The sequence below is a fragment of the Catellatospora sp. NPDC049111 genome (assembly GCF_040648615.1).
GTDB classification, from domain to species: Bacteria; Actinomycetota; Actinomycetes; order Mycobacteriales; family Micromonosporaceae; genus Catellatospora; species Catellatospora aurea.
Map to the genome: position 1 here is coordinate 114,140 of NZ_JBEZEB010000015.1, position 17,226 is coordinate 131,365.

General features: G+C 70.1%; 15 protein-coding genes. 9 read left to right on the forward strand and 6 right to left on the reverse strand.

Features of this window, described 5'->3' with window-relative positions; translation table 11 throughout:
• Window positions 1–19 precede the first annotated feature (19 nt).
• Complete coding sequence (locus AB0B66_RS21925) at window positions 20–2,437, reverse strand: choice-of-anchor A family protein (RefSeq protein WP_360532683.1); 2,418 nt, start codon at window positions 2,435–2,437, stop codon at window positions 20–22.
• A 345-nt stretch (window positions 2,438–2,782) separates the two neighbouring features.
• On the opposite strand from AB0B66_RS21925, the gene AB0B66_RS21930 reads away from it, so the two are divergent.
• A complete protein-coding gene (locus AB0B66_RS21930; RefSeq protein WP_360532686.1) occupies window positions 2,783–5,440 on the forward strand; it encodes a ricin-type beta-trefoil lectin domain protein in 2,658 nt (885 codons plus the stop codon).
• A 48-nt stretch (window positions 5,441–5,488) separates the two neighbouring features.
• On the opposite strand, the gene AB0B66_RS21935 is transcribed toward AB0B66_RS21930, so the two are convergent.
• The 3 genes from AB0B66_RS21935 to AB0B66_RS21945 form a co-directional block, all read right to left on the reverse strand.
• The gene (locus AB0B66_RS21935) at window positions 5,489–6,208 is read right to left on the reverse strand and encodes a transporter substrate-binding domain-containing protein (RefSeq protein ID WP_360532689.1); all 720 of its coding nucleotides are present in this window, start codon (window positions 6,206–6,208) and stop codon (window positions 5,489–5,491) included.
• A 100-nt stretch (window positions 6,209–6,308) separates the two neighbouring features.
• Window positions 6,309–7,133: a carbohydrate-binding protein gene (locus tag AB0B66_RS21940; protein ID WP_360532692.1), complete on the reverse strand. Its 825-nt coding sequence runs from the start codon at window positions 7,131–7,133 to the stop codon at window positions 6,309–6,311.
• Between the two features lie 34 nt (window positions 7,134–7,167).
• Window positions 7,168–8,079, reverse strand: a complete 912-nt coding sequence (locus AB0B66_RS21945; protein ID WP_360532695.1) for an AraC family transcriptional regulator — start codon at window positions 8,077–8,079, stop codon at window positions 7,168–7,170.
• Window positions 8,080–8,204: 125 nt separating this feature from the next.
• Here AB0B66_RS21945 and AB0B66_RS21950 point away from each other — a divergent pair, with 125 nt between their 5' ends.
• The 5 genes from AB0B66_RS21950 (at window position 8,205) to AB0B66_RS21970 (ending at window position 12,475) form a co-directional block, all read left to right on the forward strand.
• A complete protein-coding gene (locus tag AB0B66_RS21950) occupies window positions 8,205–8,714 on the forward strand; it encodes a hypothetical protein (RefSeq protein WP_360532698.1) in 510 nt (169 codons plus the stop codon).
• An 84-nt stretch (window positions 8,715–8,798) separates the two neighbouring features.
• Window positions 8,799–10,151, forward strand: a complete 1,353-nt coding sequence (locus tag AB0B66_RS21955; RefSeq protein WP_360532701.1) for an alpha-lytic protease prodomain-containing protein — start codon at window positions 8,799–8,801, stop codon at window positions 10,149–10,151.
• Window positions 10,152–10,220: 69 nt separating this feature from the next.
• Window positions 10,221–10,601: a PPOX class F420-dependent oxidoreductase gene (locus AB0B66_RS21960; protein WP_360532704.1), complete on the forward strand. Its 381-nt coding sequence runs from the start codon at window positions 10,221–10,223 to the stop codon at window positions 10,599–10,601.
• 138 nt (window positions 10,602–10,739) lie between these two features.
• Window positions 10,740–11,783: a hypothetical protein gene (locus tag AB0B66_RS21965; protein ID WP_360532707.1), complete on the forward strand. Its 1,044-nt coding sequence runs from the start codon at window positions 10,740–10,742 to the stop codon at window positions 11,781–11,783.
• Window positions 11,784–11,926: 143 nt separating this feature from the next.
• Window positions 11,927–12,475: a hypothetical protein gene (locus AB0B66_RS21970; protein WP_360532710.1), complete on the forward strand. Its 549-nt coding sequence runs from the start codon at window positions 11,927–11,929 to the stop codon at window positions 12,473–12,475.
• A 108-nt stretch (window positions 12,476–12,583) separates the two neighbouring features.
• On the opposite strand, the gene AB0B66_RS21975 is transcribed toward AB0B66_RS21970, so the two are convergent.
• Window positions 12,584–12,955 (reverse strand): SgcJ/EcaC family oxidoreductase, encoded by a 372-nt coding sequence (locus AB0B66_RS21975; RefSeq protein ID WP_360532713.1) that lies wholly within the window; start codon window positions 12,953–12,955, stop codon window positions 12,584–12,586.
• Between the two features lie 273 nt (window positions 12,956–13,228).
• Between AB0B66_RS21975 and AB0B66_RS21980 the strand changes: the two genes are divergently transcribed.
• The 3 genes from AB0B66_RS21980 to AB0B66_RS21990 are packed head-to-tail and all read left to right on the forward strand — an operon-like array spanning window position 13,229 to window position 16,589.
• Window positions 13,229–13,600, forward strand: coding sequence for a hypothetical protein (locus AB0B66_RS21980; RefSeq protein ID WP_360532716.1), 372 nt, complete (start codon window positions 13,229–13,231; stop codon window positions 13,598–13,600).
• A 5-nt stretch (window positions 13,601–13,605) separates the two neighbouring features.
• Complete coding sequence (locus AB0B66_RS21985) at window positions 13,606–16,158, forward strand: CHAT domain-containing protein (RefSeq protein ID WP_360532719.1); 2,553 nt, start codon at window positions 13,606–13,608, stop codon at window positions 16,156–16,158.
• 8 nt (window positions 16,159–16,166) lie between these two features.
• Complete coding sequence (locus AB0B66_RS21990; RefSeq protein WP_360532722.1) at window positions 16,167–16,589, forward strand: hypothetical protein; 423 nt, start codon at window positions 16,167–16,169, stop codon at window positions 16,587–16,589.
• A gap of 15 nt (window positions 16,590–16,604) precedes the next feature.
• On the opposite strand, the gene AB0B66_RS21995 is transcribed toward AB0B66_RS21990, so the two are convergent.
• The gene (locus AB0B66_RS21995; RefSeq protein ID WP_360532725.1) at window positions 16,605–17,216 is read right to left on the reverse strand and encodes a TetR/AcrR family transcriptional regulator; all 612 of its coding nucleotides are present in this window, start codon (window positions 17,214–17,216) and stop codon (window positions 16,605–16,607) included.
• Between the last annotated feature and the right edge of the window lie 10 nt (window positions 17,217–17,226).

Consider the following 17,226-nt stretch of genomic DNA (forward strand, 5'->3'; position numbering starts at 1 on the left):
ATGACCTCACTGCGGAAGACTACGGGCGGGGCTTGCCGCCGTAGGGCTTCTTCTTCTTGACGACCACGCGCTCGTCCTCGTCGTCACAGCTGGTCCGGACAGCCTCGTTGCCGTCGTCGCCGCTGTAGGAGGCGACCCACTGGTAGGTGCCGGGCACCCGGGGCCGGAACGCGTCCGAGCGGTAGCGGCCGTTGCCGTCGACGTCGACCGTGGTCGTGAACACCGGCGTCCGGGAGCAGGTCTTGTCACCGGGGCCGTACAGCTCGAAGGTGATCGAACCGGTCGGCGCGGCGCCGCCGGCCAGGGTGGCGGTGTCGAAGATCTCCTTGCCGACGTACGTGTCGCGGGACGCCACGGTGGTCAGCGTCGGCGTGACCGGACCCTCCGCCCGGACGACGACCAACTCGTTCGGCGCGTTGCAGGACAGCGTGACGCCCGCGTTGTTCTCGTCGCCGCTGTAGCTCGCGATCCACCGGTAGGTGCCCGGCTGCGTCGGCGGGAACCGGCCCGACGGGTACGTGCCGGCGCCCGTCACCGGCACCGTCGAGGTGAACACCGGGTCACCGGTGCAGTCCGCGTCGTTCGGGCCGTACAGGTCGAAGGTGATCGTGCCGGTCGGGTTCTGGCCGCCGCCGAGCGTCGCGACGTCGTTGACCTGGCCGCCCAGCGTGATGTCGTCGGACGCGTCCGTCGACAGGGTCGGGGTCACCGTGCCGCGCAGGACGTTCACCGACTCGTTGTCGGCGTTGCAACGCCCGGCCACTGCCGCGTTGTTGGTGTCGCCGCTGTAGCTCGCGATCCACCGGTAGGTGCCGATCAGGGTCGGCGTGAACTGATCCGACTGGTAGGCGCCGTTGCCCGACACCGGCACCGCGTCGGTGAACACCGGCGTGCCCAGGCACAGCGCGTTGTCCGGGCCGTACAGGCTGAAGGTGATCGTGCCGGTCGGGTTCTGACCGCCGGTCAGCGTCGCGTTGTCGCGGATCCGGCCGCCCAGCGCGATGTTCGGGGAGGCGAGCGTCGCCAGCATCGGTGTCACCACCGCCGGGCCGACGACCACCCACTCGGCCTCGTCGCTGCACGCGGTGACCACGCCCAGGTTGCGGCCGTCGCCGCTGTAGCGGGCGATCCATCGGTAGGTGCCGGTCTGGGTCGGGGTGAAGTCGTCCGACGTGTAGGTCGAGTCGCCCTGGACCACCACGGTCGCGCTGTGCACCGGCGTGCCGGTGCAGGTCGTGTCGTCCGGCCCGTACAGGTCGAAGGTGATCGTGCCGGTCGGGTTCACGCCGCCCGCGAGCGTCGCGACGTCGTGGACCTGGCCGCCCAGGGCGATGTCGGCGGAAGCTTCCGTGGTGAGGTCCGGCGTCGGGTTGACCACGCAGCCCAGCCTGGCCGCGAACGGGAAGTAGTGCATCTCGCCGCCGTTCGCGGCGGACGTGCCGTGCACGAGGCTGGCTACGATGACCTGGCCCTCGACGTTTGAGGAGCTGAGGTCGGTCAGCGCCGCCCGCGGCGCGTACAGGGTGCCTTCCAGCGTGGCCCCATTCGTGGCGAGGGTGAGCGCGGTCGCCGTCGGGAAGTTCCAGAGCAGGAACGGCGCGTTGGCGCCGCCGATGCCGGCCTGGTTGGGCACGGTCCAGTTGAAGGTGTCACCGGGACCCGTGTTCACGTTGACCAGCAGGGGCTGGGTGGCGCTCGGCTGGTTCACGAAGGTGAACGCCGAGACGTTGGCCAGGTTCGCGGCCGTGATGTTGAGGACGTTGGTGACGTTCGGGGCGAGGGTGATGAAGGCGTTGGTGTTCGGCGGCAGGGGGTCCGGCAGCGCCTCGTTGTTCGCGTTGCGGAGGATGATGTTGTTCGTGCAGCCGGCCAGGTCGGCCGACGAACTGCGGAAGTCCGCGAAGGCGGTCGCGAAGTTGATCCCGGAAGCGCGCAGGACCGAGTCGACCGGCTGGATGGTCGAGAGCTGGACGCGCGGCTCCGAGTTGTAGGCGGCGCCCTCGGCGACGATCACCGTGTTGGTCGGATCGCCGGTGTTGGTGGTGTTGCGGACGTCAGCGCCGGCCGGGTTGCCGAGCTTCGCGTACGTCTGGTTCTGCACCTGCAGGATGGCACCCGGGTTGCTGTCGGTGAAGTTGACCGCGCCGCCGATCACCAGCGTGCTGCGGACGGCGTCACCTGGCGCGATGTACGACCCCGAGGCGTTTCCCGCGACCTGGTAATCGCCGCCGAGGGTGAGGTTGCCGCCCAGCGCCACCGGTCCTTCGGACTCGTTGCTGGTGAGGGTCGCATTGCCCTGGACGAACACGTTGAACCCGAGCGCCGCGGCGGTGGGGTTGGCCGGGCTCACCGCACGGGCCGGTGTGGCCGGGAGCATGACGAGCATCGCGGAGGCTGTCGCGCTCAGCAATGCGGTGGCGGCGACAATGCCGCGCATCCGAGTTATCTGCATGTCTGAGATATATAAGCCGTTCGGGCCCATTTGCCCGGTTATCAGCATTAATAAGTTTTAGGGCTGTTAGAGCGCTAATGTCGCGTTTGATACCCATGGTCCGCCGGACCGAAGCGCGACAGGTTTCCGCGCGCCGTCCCCGCTCCCGCGCCTGATCGCGGCCGCAAGCCGGCCCGTCGAAGAGCTTCCAGGAGACACCCGGACCTTGACAGTCATATATCTGTACGCGTATCAATTAGCTGCAAAAAACGTTATAGAGCCGTCCCGCTCCACACCACGACGAGGCTTTCGGCGACCTCGTCAGGCCCGGTAACGATCCTGGGAGACCCCATGCACCCAGCACGTCATCGACGGCGCCTGCGCACTGCCGTCCTCCACGGCGCCCTCGGCATCCTCACCGTCCTCGGCGGCCTCGCCGCCGCCGCGGCTCCGGCCGCGGCCGCCCCCGCCCAGCCCTCCCCGTTGACCACCCCGTGGACCAGCCAGGCGCTCAACGGCACCCCGCTGCCGGAGTACCCGCGCCCGCAGATGACCCGCCCCGACTGGCTGAACCTCAACGGCGAGTGGCAGCTGAGCCAGTCCACCACCAACGGCGCGCCCGTGTTCGGCCAGAACCTGCCCGAGCGGGTCAACGTGCCGTTCCCGGTGGAGTCGGCGCTGTCGGGCATCAAGCGCGCCGCCAACGACAACCGCTACTACCTGACCTACCGGCGCACCTTCACCGTGCCCGCCGGGTGGGCGGGCCGCCGCGTGCAGCTGCACTTCGGCGCGGTCGACTGGCGCACCACGGTATGGGTCAACGGCGTGCAGGTCGGCACCCACACCGGCGGCTACGACCGGTTCGAGTTCGACGTCACGGCGCAGCTCAACGGCGGCACCAACGAGCTGGTCGTGCGGGTGTTCGACCCGACCGACTCCGGCGCGGAGGGCAGCAACCCGGCGCGCGGCAAGCAGGTCCGCAACCCCGGCGGCATCTTCTACATCCCCACCTCCGGCATCTGGCAGACGGTGTGGATGGAGCCGACGCCCACCTCGTCGATCTACAGCGCCGACCTCTACGCCAACCTGAGCAACAACACCCTGCGGATCAAGGTGTTCACCCGCGGCGACGTGACCGGGCACTCCGTGTACGCGGAGGCGTTGAACGGCACCACTGTCGTGGGCACCGCCACCGGCGGCTTCACCGAGTTCACCGTGCCGGTGCCGAGCGCCCGCCGCTGGTCGCCCGACGACCCGTTCCTCTACAACCTGCGGCTGTCACTGCGCAACAGCTCGGGCGCGACCGTCGACCAGACCGTGCACTACTTCGGTATGCGCGAGGTCGGCAAGGCCGTGCTCAACGGCAAGCTGATGCCGACCCTCAACGGCCAGTTCGTGATGCACAACGGCACCCTCGACCAGGGTTTCTGGCCGGACGGCCTGTACACCGCGCCGACCGACGCGGCGCTGGCCGGCGACCTGCAGAAGATCAAGGACCTCGGCTTCAACATGGTCCGCAAGCACATCAAGGTCGAGCCGCAGCGCTGGTTCTACCACGCCGACCGCCTCGGCCTGCTGGTCTGGCAGGACATGCCGAGCAAGGGCGACCCGGGCAGCGCCGCCCAGCAGGCGCAGTGGGAGACCGAGCTGCGCGAGCTGGTCGACGAGCACCGCTCGTCGCCCGCCGTCGTGGTGTACGTGCCGTTCAACGAGGGCTGGGGCGAGTGGAACCTCGCCGACACGGCCCGGATCGCGCAGAACGTCAAGAACCAGGACCCGACCCGGCTGGTCAACCCGCACAGCGGCTACAACTGCTGCAACTCCAAGGGCGACCCCGGCAACGGCGACATCATGGACTGGCACGTCTACGTCGGCCCGGACTCCCCGACCCCGACGGCCACCCGCGTGGCGACGCTCGGCGAGTACGGCGGCATGGGTCTGCGCACGCCCGGCCACGAGTACAGCCCGAACGGCAACTTCGGGGCGTACGAGATGCACACCAGCACCCAGTCCATCACGGACCGCTTCGTGGGGCTGATCAACTCGTCGACGAACCTGATGTACACCCGGGGCCTGTCCGGATTGGTCTACACGCAGCCGTTCGACGTCGAGGGCGAGGTCAACGGCTTCTGGACGTACGACCGGCAGGTGCTGAAGTTCGACGCGGCCCGGGTGCGGGCCGCCAACCAGGGCATCATCGCCGCGTCCAAGGCGCTCAACACGAGCCCGCCGCCCGGCCAGCGCATCATCGGCCCCGGCGGCAAATGCGTCGACGTCGCCGCCGACGACACCGGCGGCAACGGCGCGGCCGTGCAGCTGTGGGACTGCCAGGCGACCTCCGGCGACCAGCGCTGGACCTGGAACGGCAACACGCTGCGCACCCTGGGCCGCTGCATGGACGCCACGGGCAACGGCACCGCCAACGGCACCCTCATCCAGCTGTGGGACTGCAACGGCGGCGGCGCACAGCAGTGGGTGCAGCAGGCCAACGGCTCGCTGCGCAACCCGCAGTCCAACCGCTGCCTCGACTCGCCCAGCGGCTCCACCGCCAACGGCGCGCGGCTGCAGCTCTACGACTGCAACAACAGCGTGGCGCAGGTGTTCCGGGTCGGCGGCGGGTCGACCGCGGCGAGCAACATCATCGGTCCCGGTGGCAAGTGCGTCGATGTCGCGGCCGACGACACCGGCGGCAACGGCGCCGCCGTCCAGCTGTGGGACTGCCAGTCGTTCGCGGTGGACCAGAAGTGGGCCTGGGACACCACCACCCTGCGCACCCTGGGCCGCTGCATGGACGCCACCGGCAACGGCACCGCCAACGGCACGCTCATCCAGCTGTGGGACTGCAACGGCGGCGGTGCCCAGCAGTGGATCCCGCAGGCCAACGGATCACTGCGCAACCCGCAGTCCGGCCGCTGTCTCGATTCTCCGAACGGCTCCAGCGCCAACGGCGCGCGCCTGCAACTGTGGGACTGCAACGGCAGCCCCGCGCAGCAGTTCCTGAAGCAGTAGTGAATCCGGTGGTGGCGGCGCTTCCCGCGCCGTCACCACCGGGCGTGGTCAGGCCGCCGGAGCGACCGCCGCGTCGAGCCGGCCCGAGCGCCGCAGCGCCTGCGCCACGAACCCGGAGCCCTTCAGCTCCTCGACGAGGTCGTGCAGGAAACGCACGGTCTGCGGCAGCCGGTCCCGGGTCGTGCCCACGGCCTGCCGGATCTGCATGAACGCCTCGTCGATCACCCGGATGCCGGCAGCTGCGGCCGCGTAGTCCCGCATCGGCTGCCGGATGCCCGCCGCGACCTCCAGTCCGTGGACGCGGAACGCCTCGACGCCCTCCTCGCCGCGCACGATCTCGGCGTGCCGCAGGGTGCGCGACAGGAACAGGTCGTACGCCGATCCCTGCTTGACGCCGACGCGCACCCCGGGCCGGTCCACGTCGTGAGGTGAGGCGATCGGCGAGTCCACCGGGACGGCGTACACCGCCTCGATGACGGCGTACGGGGCGGTGAACGCGACCTCGGCCTCCCGAGCCGGCTCGACGGCCAGGAAGCAGATGTCGGCCCGACCGGACGTCAGCGCCTCGAAGGACTTGCGGGCGGCGTCGAAGCACACGATCTCGACGGGCACACCCAGGCGCGCTCCGATCTCGCGCGCGATGTCGACGGTCACCCCGCTCGGTGCGTCCGGCGTGCCTTGCGCCAGCACCGGGTTGCCGAGATTGATGGACGCCCGCAGCACCCCGCCCCGCGCCAGGTCCTGCCTGACGTCAGCACTCACGATCATGACCGCAGCGTAGATCATGAACGCCACCGGGGCGGGTCCCGTGGTGGGACGTGGCGGGGCACGGACGTCCGCGCCCCCGCCACGTCGGATCCTCGCCAGGTCAGCGCCGGCGCCACAGGGCCGGGGTGTTCGGCGGCTCCCAGCCGGGCAGGGAGGTGTGGGCGATCTGGCCTGCGTACGCCAATCCACCGTATGTGACCTGCGCGCCGACGGCGTACGGCTGGTAGGGCTGCCAGGTGCCGCCACCGCCGGGCGGGGTGGGACTCGGGGACGCCGTCGCCGTCGGGGAGGGCGAGGGCGGCGTGCCCGGCACGTTCAGCACGAAGTCGAACGTGGCCTGCCGGGCCGAGCCGACCTGCTGCACGTTCATCAGCAGGGCCGGGTCGAACAGGGAGTCGGTGCTGTTGCGCGGCTCGTTCGGGAAGTAGAGCTGCGTGGTCAGGATCGGGCGGCCCGGCGCCTGCACCTTGACGTGGATGTGCCGGGTGCGGCCGGGGTAGAGCCCCGGCACGATGGTGGACAGGGTGAACCGCCCCTGGGCGTCGCTGATCTGGTGGCCGCGGAAGCGGTTGCCGACGTTGTCGTACGCGCCGGCGTTGTCGGCCTGCCAGAAGTCCAGCAGCGCCCCGGCGATGGGCTGGCAGGCCAGGCCGACGACGTAGCCGGTCACGGTCAGCCGGGTGCCCGCGCCGTCGACCATGGCGGTGCGCAGCGGCGAGCCGGGTTTGAAGTACGGCCCCTCCATCTGCGAGGGGGTGAGATCGTCGTCGTCGCAGGACTCGGGCGTGACCGCGAGCGGCTGCCCGGAGGGAGTGCTCGCCAGCGCGGGCACTCCTGCCAGCAGCGGCACGGCCGGCACGATCAGCGCGGCACGCAGCAGGGATTTGCGGGTGATGCCCGGAGTGCGGGCTTCGTCGTCGTTCATGGCGGGTCTCCTTCGTGGGACGTCGCCGGAAACGCTAGAGCGGCGCATAGCCACCATTCGATGGACGCGGTCGGGTGTTCGTGGTGTTTTCGGCGGGTCCCCACGTCCAGGACGCCGACCGGCGGAACTCCCCCGCGCTCGATCCGGTCTCCCTGCGGAAGAAGCGGCAGAAGTACGCCTGGTCGGCGAAGCCCAGCTCGCGGGCTATCTGCGCGATGCTCAGTCGGGTGCCCGCCAGCAGCCGCATCGCCTCCACCGTGCGGGCGTGGCGGATCAGCTCGCCGGGCGAGCGCCCGGTCACGTCGCGGACCGCCTCGCCCAGGTAACCCTGCGAGACGCCCAGCGCCGCCGCGCATTCGCGGACCGAGAGCGTCCCGCCGCGCGGCCCGGTCAGCAGGTCGAGGAACCGTGCCGCCAGCTCGGCCCGCTGCCCCGTCGCCGCCGGCGGGGTGGGCGCGCCCGTGGCGCGGGCCGCCTTGGTCAGCAGGATGCGCAGGTATGCCTGCACCACCCCGAGCGAGTCCGCCGCCGGCTCGTCGTGCTCCCGGCGCATCCGGCTGACCAGCGTGAACGCCTCGTCTGCGACGTCGGGGGCGAGGGTGCGGCACGGCTGGTGCCCGAGCAGGTGCAGCAGTTCCCGGACGCGGGGGCAGCCGGCGAGGAACTCCTCGCCGAACAGGATCAGCCAGCCGTCCAGGTCGGCGGCGTCCTGCCAGTGGTGGGCGCGGCCGGGCAGCACCACGGCGAGCTGCGGCGGCTCCAGCGGGTACGCCTCAAGGTCCACCACGTGCGCGCCGGTGCCCGCACGGACCAGCGCCACCTCGTAGAAGGTGTGCCGGTGCGGGAACGGGGCGTGCGACAGGGGGCCGAGCGCGTCGAAGGTGTCGATCGCGAACGGCACCGACAGCGGCTGCGGCACCGTGAGCCGGTGCAGTGGCAGGGACATCCCCCGAGCCTGCTGCCTCGATCCACAGGGCGGCAGATATCAGCCCGGTCCTATCACGCCCTGATGGCACCCACCGCGACCGGGGATCGCCGGTGTAACCTCCACGTTCCGAACGGGGAGGAATGATGTACGACCGTGGTGACCTGGTGCGCGTCCACCTCGGCGCGCAGGGCGAGGGCTTCGGCGGCTACTACGCCGATTCCACGACGTTCAACGCGGCGCTGAAGGCCCACTACAAGGCGATGCTCGGCGGCCTGGAGCAGCTCTTCGGCCTGCGCCTGAGCATGGACGGCGTCGGATCGTTCGACAACCGCGTGCTGTTCATGCTGTTCAGCTCGACGACCCGGTCGTTGCTCGCACTCCGCACCCCGTGGTCGGGTTTCATGGAGTCGAGCCTGCTGGTCAAGAAGATCGAGGAGGCCGGCGCGAACGGGCAGCGCATCACGGCGGCGACCGAGCGCGTCGAGCGGCTCACCGCGGAGTCGCGGCAGGTCCACCTGGAGATGCTGGACGCGCTCGTCGCGGCGATGCTGGGTGATCGCGCCGAGGCGACCTTCTCCGCCGACGATCTGCGGGCGCTCGGGATCGATGTCGTCGGACCCGACCCGACCGACTACCCGCTCTACGAGGACTGATCCAGGTCACACGTTTTCTTACCGTAAACAATATGACCTGTTTGGAAGTACAAGGTTTCCAGTGGGGTTCCTAGATTCCCCGGTGTGACGCCGAAATCCAAACTCTTCAGTGTTCTGATCGCCGTGGCGGCCCTCTCATCCGCCATGGTGATCACGTCGGCCAACGCCGGCTCCACACCCGCTCCCGCTCCCCTGCCCGTCGCCGCGGACCGCGGCATGGTCTACGAGCTTGCCCGCACCCTGCGCATCAGCCCCGACCAGGCGCTGGCCCGGCTGGGCCGCGAGGCGGCGTTCGCCCGCGCCGAGCAGAACCTGCGCCGCGCCCTGGGCAGCGGCTTCGGCGGGGCCTACCTCGACTCGGACGCCTCGACGCTGACCGTGGCCGTGACCACCGCCGCCGACGGCGCCCGCGTGCGGGCGGCCGGGGCCGTCCCGGTCACCGTCGCACACAGCGAGGCCCTGCTCGTACACGAGACGGGCCGCCTCGACCGGCGGGCCGCCACCGCGCCGAAACAGGTCCCGGGCTGGTACCCCGACGTGCGCACCAACCGCGTCGTGGTCCTCTACCGGGACGGCGCGCTGAGCGCGGCCCGCACCTGGGCCGCGTCCAGCGGCCTCGACACCGCGATGGTCCGCTTCGAGGCCAGCGCCGAGCAGCCGCGGCCGCTGATCGACATCGTCGGCGGCAACGCGTACTACATCGGCAGCGGCACCCGCTGCTCGGTCGGGTTCGCGGTCACCGGCGGTTTCGTCACCGCGGGCCACTGCGGCAGCACGGGGGCGAGCACCACGCAGCCCAGCGGCACGTTCGCCGGATCGAGCTTCCCCGGCAACGACTACGCCTGGGTGCGCACCGCCGCCGGCAACACCCCGCGGGCGCAGGTCAACCGGTACCCGGGCACGGTGTCCGTCGCCGGTTCGCAGGCCGCCGGGGTCGGCGCGTCGGTGTGCCGGTCGGGTTCCACCACCGGCTGGCACTGCGGCACCATCAACGCCCTCAACAGCTCGGTGACGTACCCGCAGGGCACCGTGACCGGCCTGATCCGCACCAACGTCTGCGCCGAGCCCGGCGACTCGGGCGGCTCGCTCATCGCCGGCGACCAGGCGCAGGGCGTGACCTCCGGCGGCTCCGGCAACTGCAGCTCCGGCGGCACCACGTACTTCCAGCCGGTCAACGAGATCCTGCAGACCTACGGCCTGACCCTGACGGTCACCGGCGGCACGCCGCCGACGAACCCGCCGAGCCCGACCGCAGGACCCACCGGTCCGCCGCCGGGCTGCGGCGGGCTGCCCGGCTGGAGTGCGACGACGGCGTACGCCCCCGGCGCGACCGTCGCCCACAACGGCCGTCGCTACGAGTCGACCTGGTGGTCGACCGGCGCGGAGCCCGGCGCGCCCGGCTCCTGGGCGGTCTGGTCCGACCAGGGAGCCTGCTGACCGGGTAGGGGGTGACACGGGGGCCGGACGCCTGACCGCGTCCGGCCCCCGGTGGCTAAGCTGGTCGCCGTGACCACCGCCGACCGGTTCGCCCGCGCCAAATACGTCAGTCTGACGACCTACCGCAAGGACGGCACGCCCGTCGCCACACCGGTGTGGCTGGCCGTCGACGGTGACGAGCTGTTCATCGTCTCCGACGCCGACGCGTGGAAGGTCAAGCGCATCCGGCGGACGAGCCGGGTGTCGCTGGCCCCGTGCGATGTCCGGGGCCGGATCGCGCCCGACGCCGTGCACGTGGACGCCACCGCCCGGGTGCTCGACGACGCGGGCACGCAGCATGTCCGGCAGCTGATCGCCCGCAAGTACTGGATGTCGCGGGTCGGCAACTGGGCGGCGCGGGTCCTGCACCTGCCGAAGAAGCCGGTCGTCGGCATCGCCGTGACCTTCTGAGCGCTCGCCTGTCGAGACAGGTCACCACCAGGAGAACAGAGTTTCCTCCACCGAAACGGTTGCGTCCGAGCCGGGCGGGTAGAAAGCTGTCTGCACCCGTGCAATCGGCAACGGGCTATGGGGCTGGAGGTGCTCGCGATGAAGGTCACCGACGTGCGGGCGAGTCGGGCGCTGCTCGGCGCGATCGTCGCCGGGCTGCTGATGACGGGGCTGATCGCGCTGAGCGCCGGCTGGCCGGCCCGCCCTGACCTGCTGCCCGACGCAGGTCCCTCCTGGTACGTCTGGCAGCGGCCCGAACGCTCCACACTGATCATGGCCGGGGTCTGGTCGCTGTATGCCCTGCACCAGGTCGGCTTCTGGGCCCTGATCTGGTACGGACAGCAGCGCGTCGGCAAGTACACCGGGCGGCTGCACCTGGTCAACGTGGCCGCGCTGGCGTTCAACGCGGCCTTCGTGCTGCTCCACTTCGCACAGACCCAGCTCTGGTACGACGGCCTCGCCCAGGACGTGTCGATCTGGTCGTCGCAGTTCTCCGTCATCATCCTGCTGGTCTGGGTGCTGCTCATGGAGAACGACCGGCGGGGCCTGCTCTTCGGCAGGACGATCCCGACACCCGGCGGCGCGGGCGTGCGCGAGTGGGCGCGCAAGTACCACGGCTACTACTTCGCCTGGGCGGCGGTGTACACGTTCTGGTACCACCCGATGGAGACCACGACCGGTCACCTGGTCGGCTTCCTGTACATGTTCCTGATCCTGGTGCAGGGCAGCCTGTTCCTGACCCGGGCGCACGTGAACCGCTGGTGGACGGTGACACTGGAGGTCATGGTCCTGTTCCACGGCGCGATCGTCGCCCTGAACAGCCCGAAGCAGCTGTGGTTCCAGTTCGGCTGGGGTTTCGCCACGATCTTCGTGATCACCCAGATGCACGGGCTGGGCCTGAGCCGGTGGGTGCGCTGGCTGATCGGCCTGGCCTACGTCGGCTCGGTCGGCGTGGTCGTCTCGATCCTCGGCACGGCGAAGCTGGCGACCCTGCCCCGGGTGCCCGCGGCGGAGTACGTCGGCGTGTTCGTCCTCGCCGCGATCTTCGCGGTCGGCCTGTGGATCGCCCGCCTGATCAAGCCACGCCACACCCCGCAGGACACCCCCGCGCCAGTGCCCAGCGGCGATCAGGTCACCGTCTAGTCCGCCGTCGAGGCGACGATCTGGCGTTTCCGGCACTCCTGCCGCCGCCAGACGGCATACTCAACAAAAGGGGAGGTCCGCGCGCCGTAGGCGGCCCGCCACGGTGCGGACATGCCGCTCAGGTCGACGGACTGGAGCCGGGTATGCGAATCCGAGAACGCTCGCTCACACCTCTCGCCGCGGTGGTGTCAGGGTTGCTTGCCGGAGTCGTGGGCACCGTCTGCATGGACACGTTCCGCTACCTGGACTACCGCCGCACGGGCGGCGAGGACAGCCCGCTGGGCTGGGAGTTCGCACCGGTCGAGAGCTGGGCGCAGGCGCCTGACCCGGGGCAGGTCGCCAAGCGGGTGGTCGAGGGCTTCACCCAGCGCGAACTGCCGGACCGCTGGGCGTGGCCGGCCAGCACCGCCGCGCACTGGGGCTACGGATCCGGCTGGGGTGTCCTCTACGGCATCGTGGCCGGGTCCCTGCGTAATCCTCGCCCCTGGTACGGCCTGCCGTTCGGCGCGGCCGTCTGGGGCAGCGACTACGCAGTCCTGCCGGTGGCCGGCCTGTACAAGCCGATCTGGGAGTACGACACGAAGACGCTGGGCATGGACCTGGCCGGGCACCTCGTCTACGGGCTGGGCACCGGCACCGCCTTCTGGATGATCACCAGCTGGTGGCGGGGTGTTGTCCGCAAACGCTGCTGACCACCCGACGGCTTCTCGCGGGCCCGGTGCCCCGTGTTCCCACTGCGCCCGTCCATGCCGTCAGCCGTGTGCGTCCGCGACGATCGTGTTCTGGTTGGCGGTCAGCTGTCAGTGGCCGTCCTCCTTGGACATCATGTACATCGGGGAGCCCTCGCCCTGGTCGGCCGGCAGCACCCTGTCAGGGGAGAAGTAGCGCTGGCGCACCTTGACCGCCGCGACGTCCGGCCGGATGAACAGGACGTGCACCACCTCGTACGAGGGCACGAGGTCCGTCATCCCGCTCGGCAGCACCTGCCGGGCGAACGCGGCGATGGTGTCGCGGCCGATCAGCAGACTCCCGCCGCCGGCGGTCCAGATGGCGTCCCGGCGGAACAGCGCAACGAAGTCGTCGACGTTCTCATGGCGCTGAGCGTGCTCGTGGGCGGCGACCACCTGCTCAATGGCTGCGGTCTCGAATGCGATGGCAGTCCTGATGCTCATGCGAAAAGCCCGCAACCCCAACCGAAGTCGAGGTCAACAACACCAGGTGGCGACTCCTGCCGAACTCGTCCGAGCGATCGTGCCCGCCGCGAAACGGCCCATATCCGAAGACATTCAGACCTCTCTCTTTGCCTCCACCGCCGGACTTGACTGCTGCCTGCCTGAAAGAACGGCTCGACGCTGGGCCGGGGCATCGGGTCTAGGGCAGAGTCGACTTGGAACGCGATAGCGAACGGGCTGGGAGACGGCAGTTCGAGGACACACACTCCGGGGGTGCTCATGGCCAACGAAGGACGATGGCGACGGCTCGCCGTCGCACTGGCGCTGCTGCTGCCGCTGATCTTCCTGGGTCTGTGGCTGCCGCTCTGGTCGCTGACCGGCGCTGCCGGACGTTCCGCAGCAGTCGCAGCAGCGATGGTGACGGTTCTGGCCTCTGGCGGCGTCGTGCTGGCCCGCCGGGTGTGGTCGACACGGCCTGTGCGCCTCCATCAGATCCGGCTCATGACTGCCATCTGGACGATCCCGGTGACCACGGCCATCGTCGTGCTCACCCTCGTGTTCGGGGGGACCCCGGCCCTGGCCGGCGCGGCGGGTATCACGACGGCCGTGCTCGCCTGGTTCGCCTACCGGCGGATGCTCCGATGAGGGGCATGGCCGCCATGCAGGTGGTCGCCACCCTGGTGACTGTCGAAACCCAAGCGGATGCACGGTCGGTCCTCAGCGCCTGCCACCAGGTGGAAGCCAGCGGAGGACTCCTCCGCGACCAAGCGGTCCTCGTCAAGCTCAACAAGGCGCGGGCGCTGGCCATGATGGCTGTCTTTGACAGACAGTTCCACCGGCTCAGAGACGCCCTCGACCTCCTGAGCCCGCTCATCGGCAGCGAGGGCACACACCTCGTCTTCCAGGCCGCCGCCGCCCGAGACCTCGCCGTGGCGATGAACCACGCCGCCGAACAGACTCATGACGACTACGGTTACCGCCAGGCCATCGAGCTGATGCGCGTCGCGGCCGCGAGGGCACCGGGATTCGACGCCACGGCCGACTACCACGACAGCCTGGCGGATCATCACGCGTTTCTGGCCCGGCGTGCCAAGGACCGTGGTGATCCGGCCGCCGAGCAGCGCTGCCTCGACGAAGCCTTCCGGGAGCGTCTGATCAGCATTCGCGCATTGCCAGTAGACGCCGCCGGTTCCCGCCGTGCCGACTACCTCTGCAAACTGGGACTGGCACACCTCCAACGCGCTGAACGAACCGCGGCCGAGGACCACGAGTTCGAGGGCGAGGGCTCGGCCGCAGCACGGCACCTCGACGCGGCAATGGCAGCCTTCGCGAAGGGCAGACGGCAGAGAATCCGGCGAGGTGACCCGGTGCGGCGGCGACTCGACCTGAGCGAGGCATCCGGCCACCAGCTCAGCGGCCTGCTCACCGGCTCGACAGATGAACTGACACGAGCGCGGCGGCTCGCAAAAAGGGTGATCGGTGATCCGTTCCTTGCCTCCCCCGCACACCAGCTGCTGGCCCAGCTCGAACAGCAACTCGGCGGCCGAGACGCGGCCAAGCACTACCGTGCCGCCGCCGAGGCGAACGAGTCGTTCGCCGCCACGTCGACGCTGGACTTGTTGGACGAATGGTGCGCCTGGGCCCTGGAACACGGTTCGGTGCCACAACGGGCGGAAGCGCTGCAGCGGCGGGCGTTGGAGACCGCGCGCCAAACCCTCCGCCGGACCATCCGCGAGGAACGTGAGCTCGTACTCGCCCGCAGCCAGGGTGTGGCCGCTGCCGCCGGGTACTGGTTAGCCCGCGCAGGCAATCCAGCGGCTGCGGCGATCACCATGGATTTCAGCCGCGGCATCACCCTCAGCCGCCTCACCGGCTGGGTGGACCCGACGCTCACGGAGGAGGCGAGCCTGCGCGGTCACGGCCCTATGATCGCGCGATATCAGGCCGCACTGGCACGCGTCGCCGTCCTTTATCGCGCGCAGTACTCCGGCCCACTCCGGTCCGCACCAGCCACTCCCGGCAAGCTCGGGGAGTTGCACGAGGCGTGGATCGAGGCAAGCCGGATCCGCGAGGACCTCGCCCGCGTCGTCTCGGCAGTGGATCCGCTGGGACCTCCCAGTATCACGACCCTGATGCGCGCTGCCGCCGACGCGCCGATCGTCTACCTGGCCGGAGCGGAAGACGGAGGACTGGCGGTGATCGTGTCGTGTGATGCGCCACCGTTTGCGTTCTTCCTCCCCCAGCTCACCGCGAACAAGGTCATCATTTGGTTGACCGCCGTGACGTCACTGGGTGGCCTCAAGTCTGGGCCGCGTGCACGCCGACTTCAGCAGGTTTTCACCGACATGTGTGAAGCATTGCGCGACCTCCCTGAACAATTACACGGTCATAAGGCGATCACCCTGGTGCCGGTCGGCGGGCTCAGCCTGCTACCGATCACGGCGGCGCTGACGGAGGCGGGTCTGCGCGCCGCCTGCCGCACCGCGACCACCGGAAGATCGCTGCTGCCGCGAGCCAGCACGCCCGGTGGGGCACTGCGGGTGTTGGTCGTGGACATGCCGACGGCCGTCAACTCCGAACGGCTCCGGCTCACCGCCGAACAATCGGCCTACCTGGCGGGAGACACCGGCTGGCGACTGCCGGAATGCACCATCAGTGAGGCCGTACAGGCGTTGCCGACCGCAGACGTGAGCTACCTGGTCTGCCATGGCCGGGCGGACACGGCCGAGCCGTTGAACAGCGCGCTGCATCTGCGCGACGGTGTCCTCACCGTTCGCGACCTGCTCAGCCAGGGCACCCGGTTACGCGGGCTGGTCGTGTTGTCCGCCTGCGAAACGCACCTCGCCGGCTCCGTGGTCGCCGATGAGGCGGTCGGATTCCCCGCCGCCCTCGTTCAGGCCGGTGCCGTTGGAGTCGTCGCCGCACTATGGAAGGTCGAGGAACTCGCGACCGCGTTGCTGGTTCGACGTTTCCACGACCGGTACCTACAGACCAGGCACGGACCCCGGGCGCTCGCCGAATCGCAGTACTGGCTGCGAACGACCACCCAGGCCGAGTTCCGGGCGATGCACCCTGACCTCTATCAGCTTGAACCACCTGCGGCCACGGTAGAAGCCGCCCGGATACGGGCGCAACGGCATCGCACCGAACTTCCCTACACACACCCCTACTACTGGGCCGGCTTCGCCTACACCGGCCGATGAGGAGCATCATGCCCGACTACGTAGTGATCAAGATCGACGGGAGCCACCTCGACTCGGCCGAATTGGCGCAGGTCACGGCCATCGCGGCCGAACTCGGTGCGGACGTCGAGCTGAAGCAGCCTGACGCAGGTGCCCTTGAACTCCTCGCGGCGGTCGCGGTGGTACTGGCCCCGCTGGCTCCGTTCTTCCAAGGCATGCTGTCACGGCTGGGTGAAGAAGCCGCAGGACGGTTGCTGGAGCTCGTCGAACGCCTTCGCAAGGACGGCCAGGATCCCATGATCGAGGACATCGACACCGGAACCGGGTTCGTCTTCGACGCGGGTGCGCGGACACGTGAAGCCGCCGCCGCAGCGGTGACAACCGACGTCTATCGGCTGAACGACGGCACTGAACTGCGCTGGGATGCCGTCCGCAGGCAATGGCGGCCCTAGGAGTCCGGAGTGTGTTCAGGACGTCGGCGGCAGGACCACGTCCAGGGTGGCCGCCCACTGCCGCAGCACCCGGGCCCGGCGGGCGGTGTCGTCGTGCAGCAGCTCGCCCAGGCCCAGCCCGCGCGCCAGGTCGAGGGTCGCCTGCACGGTCTCCCGCGCGCCCGGGGTCTGCTCGTCGACGCGCAGCAGCTCGACCGCCATGCCGTGCGCGGTGCGCCCCAGCGCCGCCTCCAGCGGCCGCACCTGGTCGCGCAGTGACGCGTCCACCGCCGCCGCGGTCCACACGTGCAGCGCGGCCCGGAACAGCGGCCCGCGATAGAGCCCCACCAGCACGACCAGCACCTGCTCGGTGCGCCGGGGGCCGCTGCGCAGGCCCGCGACGGCACCCTCGATCTCGGCGGCGCGCACCTCGGTCATGTGCTCGATCAGCCCGGTGACCAGGTCTTCCCGGGTCGGGAAGTGGTGCTGGGCCGCGCCGCGGGAGACCCCGGCGCGCTCGGCGACGACGGCGACCGTCGTGCCCGACCACCCGAGTTCCGCCATGCACCGCACCGAGGCCTCCAGCAGCCGCCGGCGGGTGGCGCGGCTGCGGTCCTGCTGCGGTTCACGTACGGGGGTGGTCGGCACGGCGATCACG

What these genes read in the sequence shown, in the direction of transcription:
- AB0B66_RS21935 (WP_360532689.1), bottom strand. Translation starts at nt 6,208, where the DNA reads ATGATCGTGAGTGCTGACGTCAGGCAGGACCTGGCGCGGGGCGGGGTG.
- AB0B66_RS21940 (WP_360532692.1), bottom strand. Translation starts at nt 7,133, where the DNA reads ATGAACGACGACGAAGCCCGCACTCCGGGCATCACCCGCAAATCCCTG.
- AB0B66_RS21950 (WP_360532698.1), top strand. Translation starts at nt 8,205, where the DNA reads ATGTACGACCGTGGTGACCTGGTGCGCGTCCACCTCGGCGCGCAGGGC.
- AB0B66_RS21985 (WP_360532719.1), top strand. Translation starts at nt 13,606, where the DNA reads ATGGCCGCCATGCAGGTGGTCGCCACCCTGGTGACTGTCGAAACCCAA.
- AB0B66_RS21990 (WP_360532722.1), top strand. Translation starts at nt 16,167, where the DNA reads ATGCCCGACTACGTAGTGATCAAGATCGACGGGAGCCACCTCGACTCG.
- AB0B66_RS21945 (WP_360532695.1), bottom strand. Translation starts at nt 8,079, where the DNA reads ATGTCCCTGCCACTGCACCGGCTCACGGTGCCGCAGCCGCTGTCGGTG.
- AB0B66_RS21925 (WP_360532683.1), bottom strand. Translation starts at nt 2,437, where the DNA reads ATGCGCGGCATTGTCGCCGCCACCGCATTGCTGAGCGCGACAGCCTCC.
- AB0B66_RS21930 (WP_360532686.1), top strand. Translation starts at nt 2,783, where the DNA reads ATGCACCCAGCACGTCATCGACGGCGCCTGCGCACTGCCGTCCTCCAC.
- AB0B66_RS21970 (WP_360532710.1), top strand. Translation starts at nt 11,927, where the DNA reads ATGCGAATCCGAGAACGCTCGCTCACACCTCTCGCCGCGGTGGTGTCA.
- AB0B66_RS21965 (WP_360532707.1), top strand. Translation starts at nt 10,740, where the DNA reads ATGAAGGTCACCGACGTGCGGGCGAGTCGGGCGCTGCTCGGCGCGATC.
- AB0B66_RS21975 (WP_360532713.1), bottom strand. Translation starts at nt 12,955, where the DNA reads ATGAGCATCAGGACTGCCATCGCATTCGAGACCGCAGCCATTGAGCAG.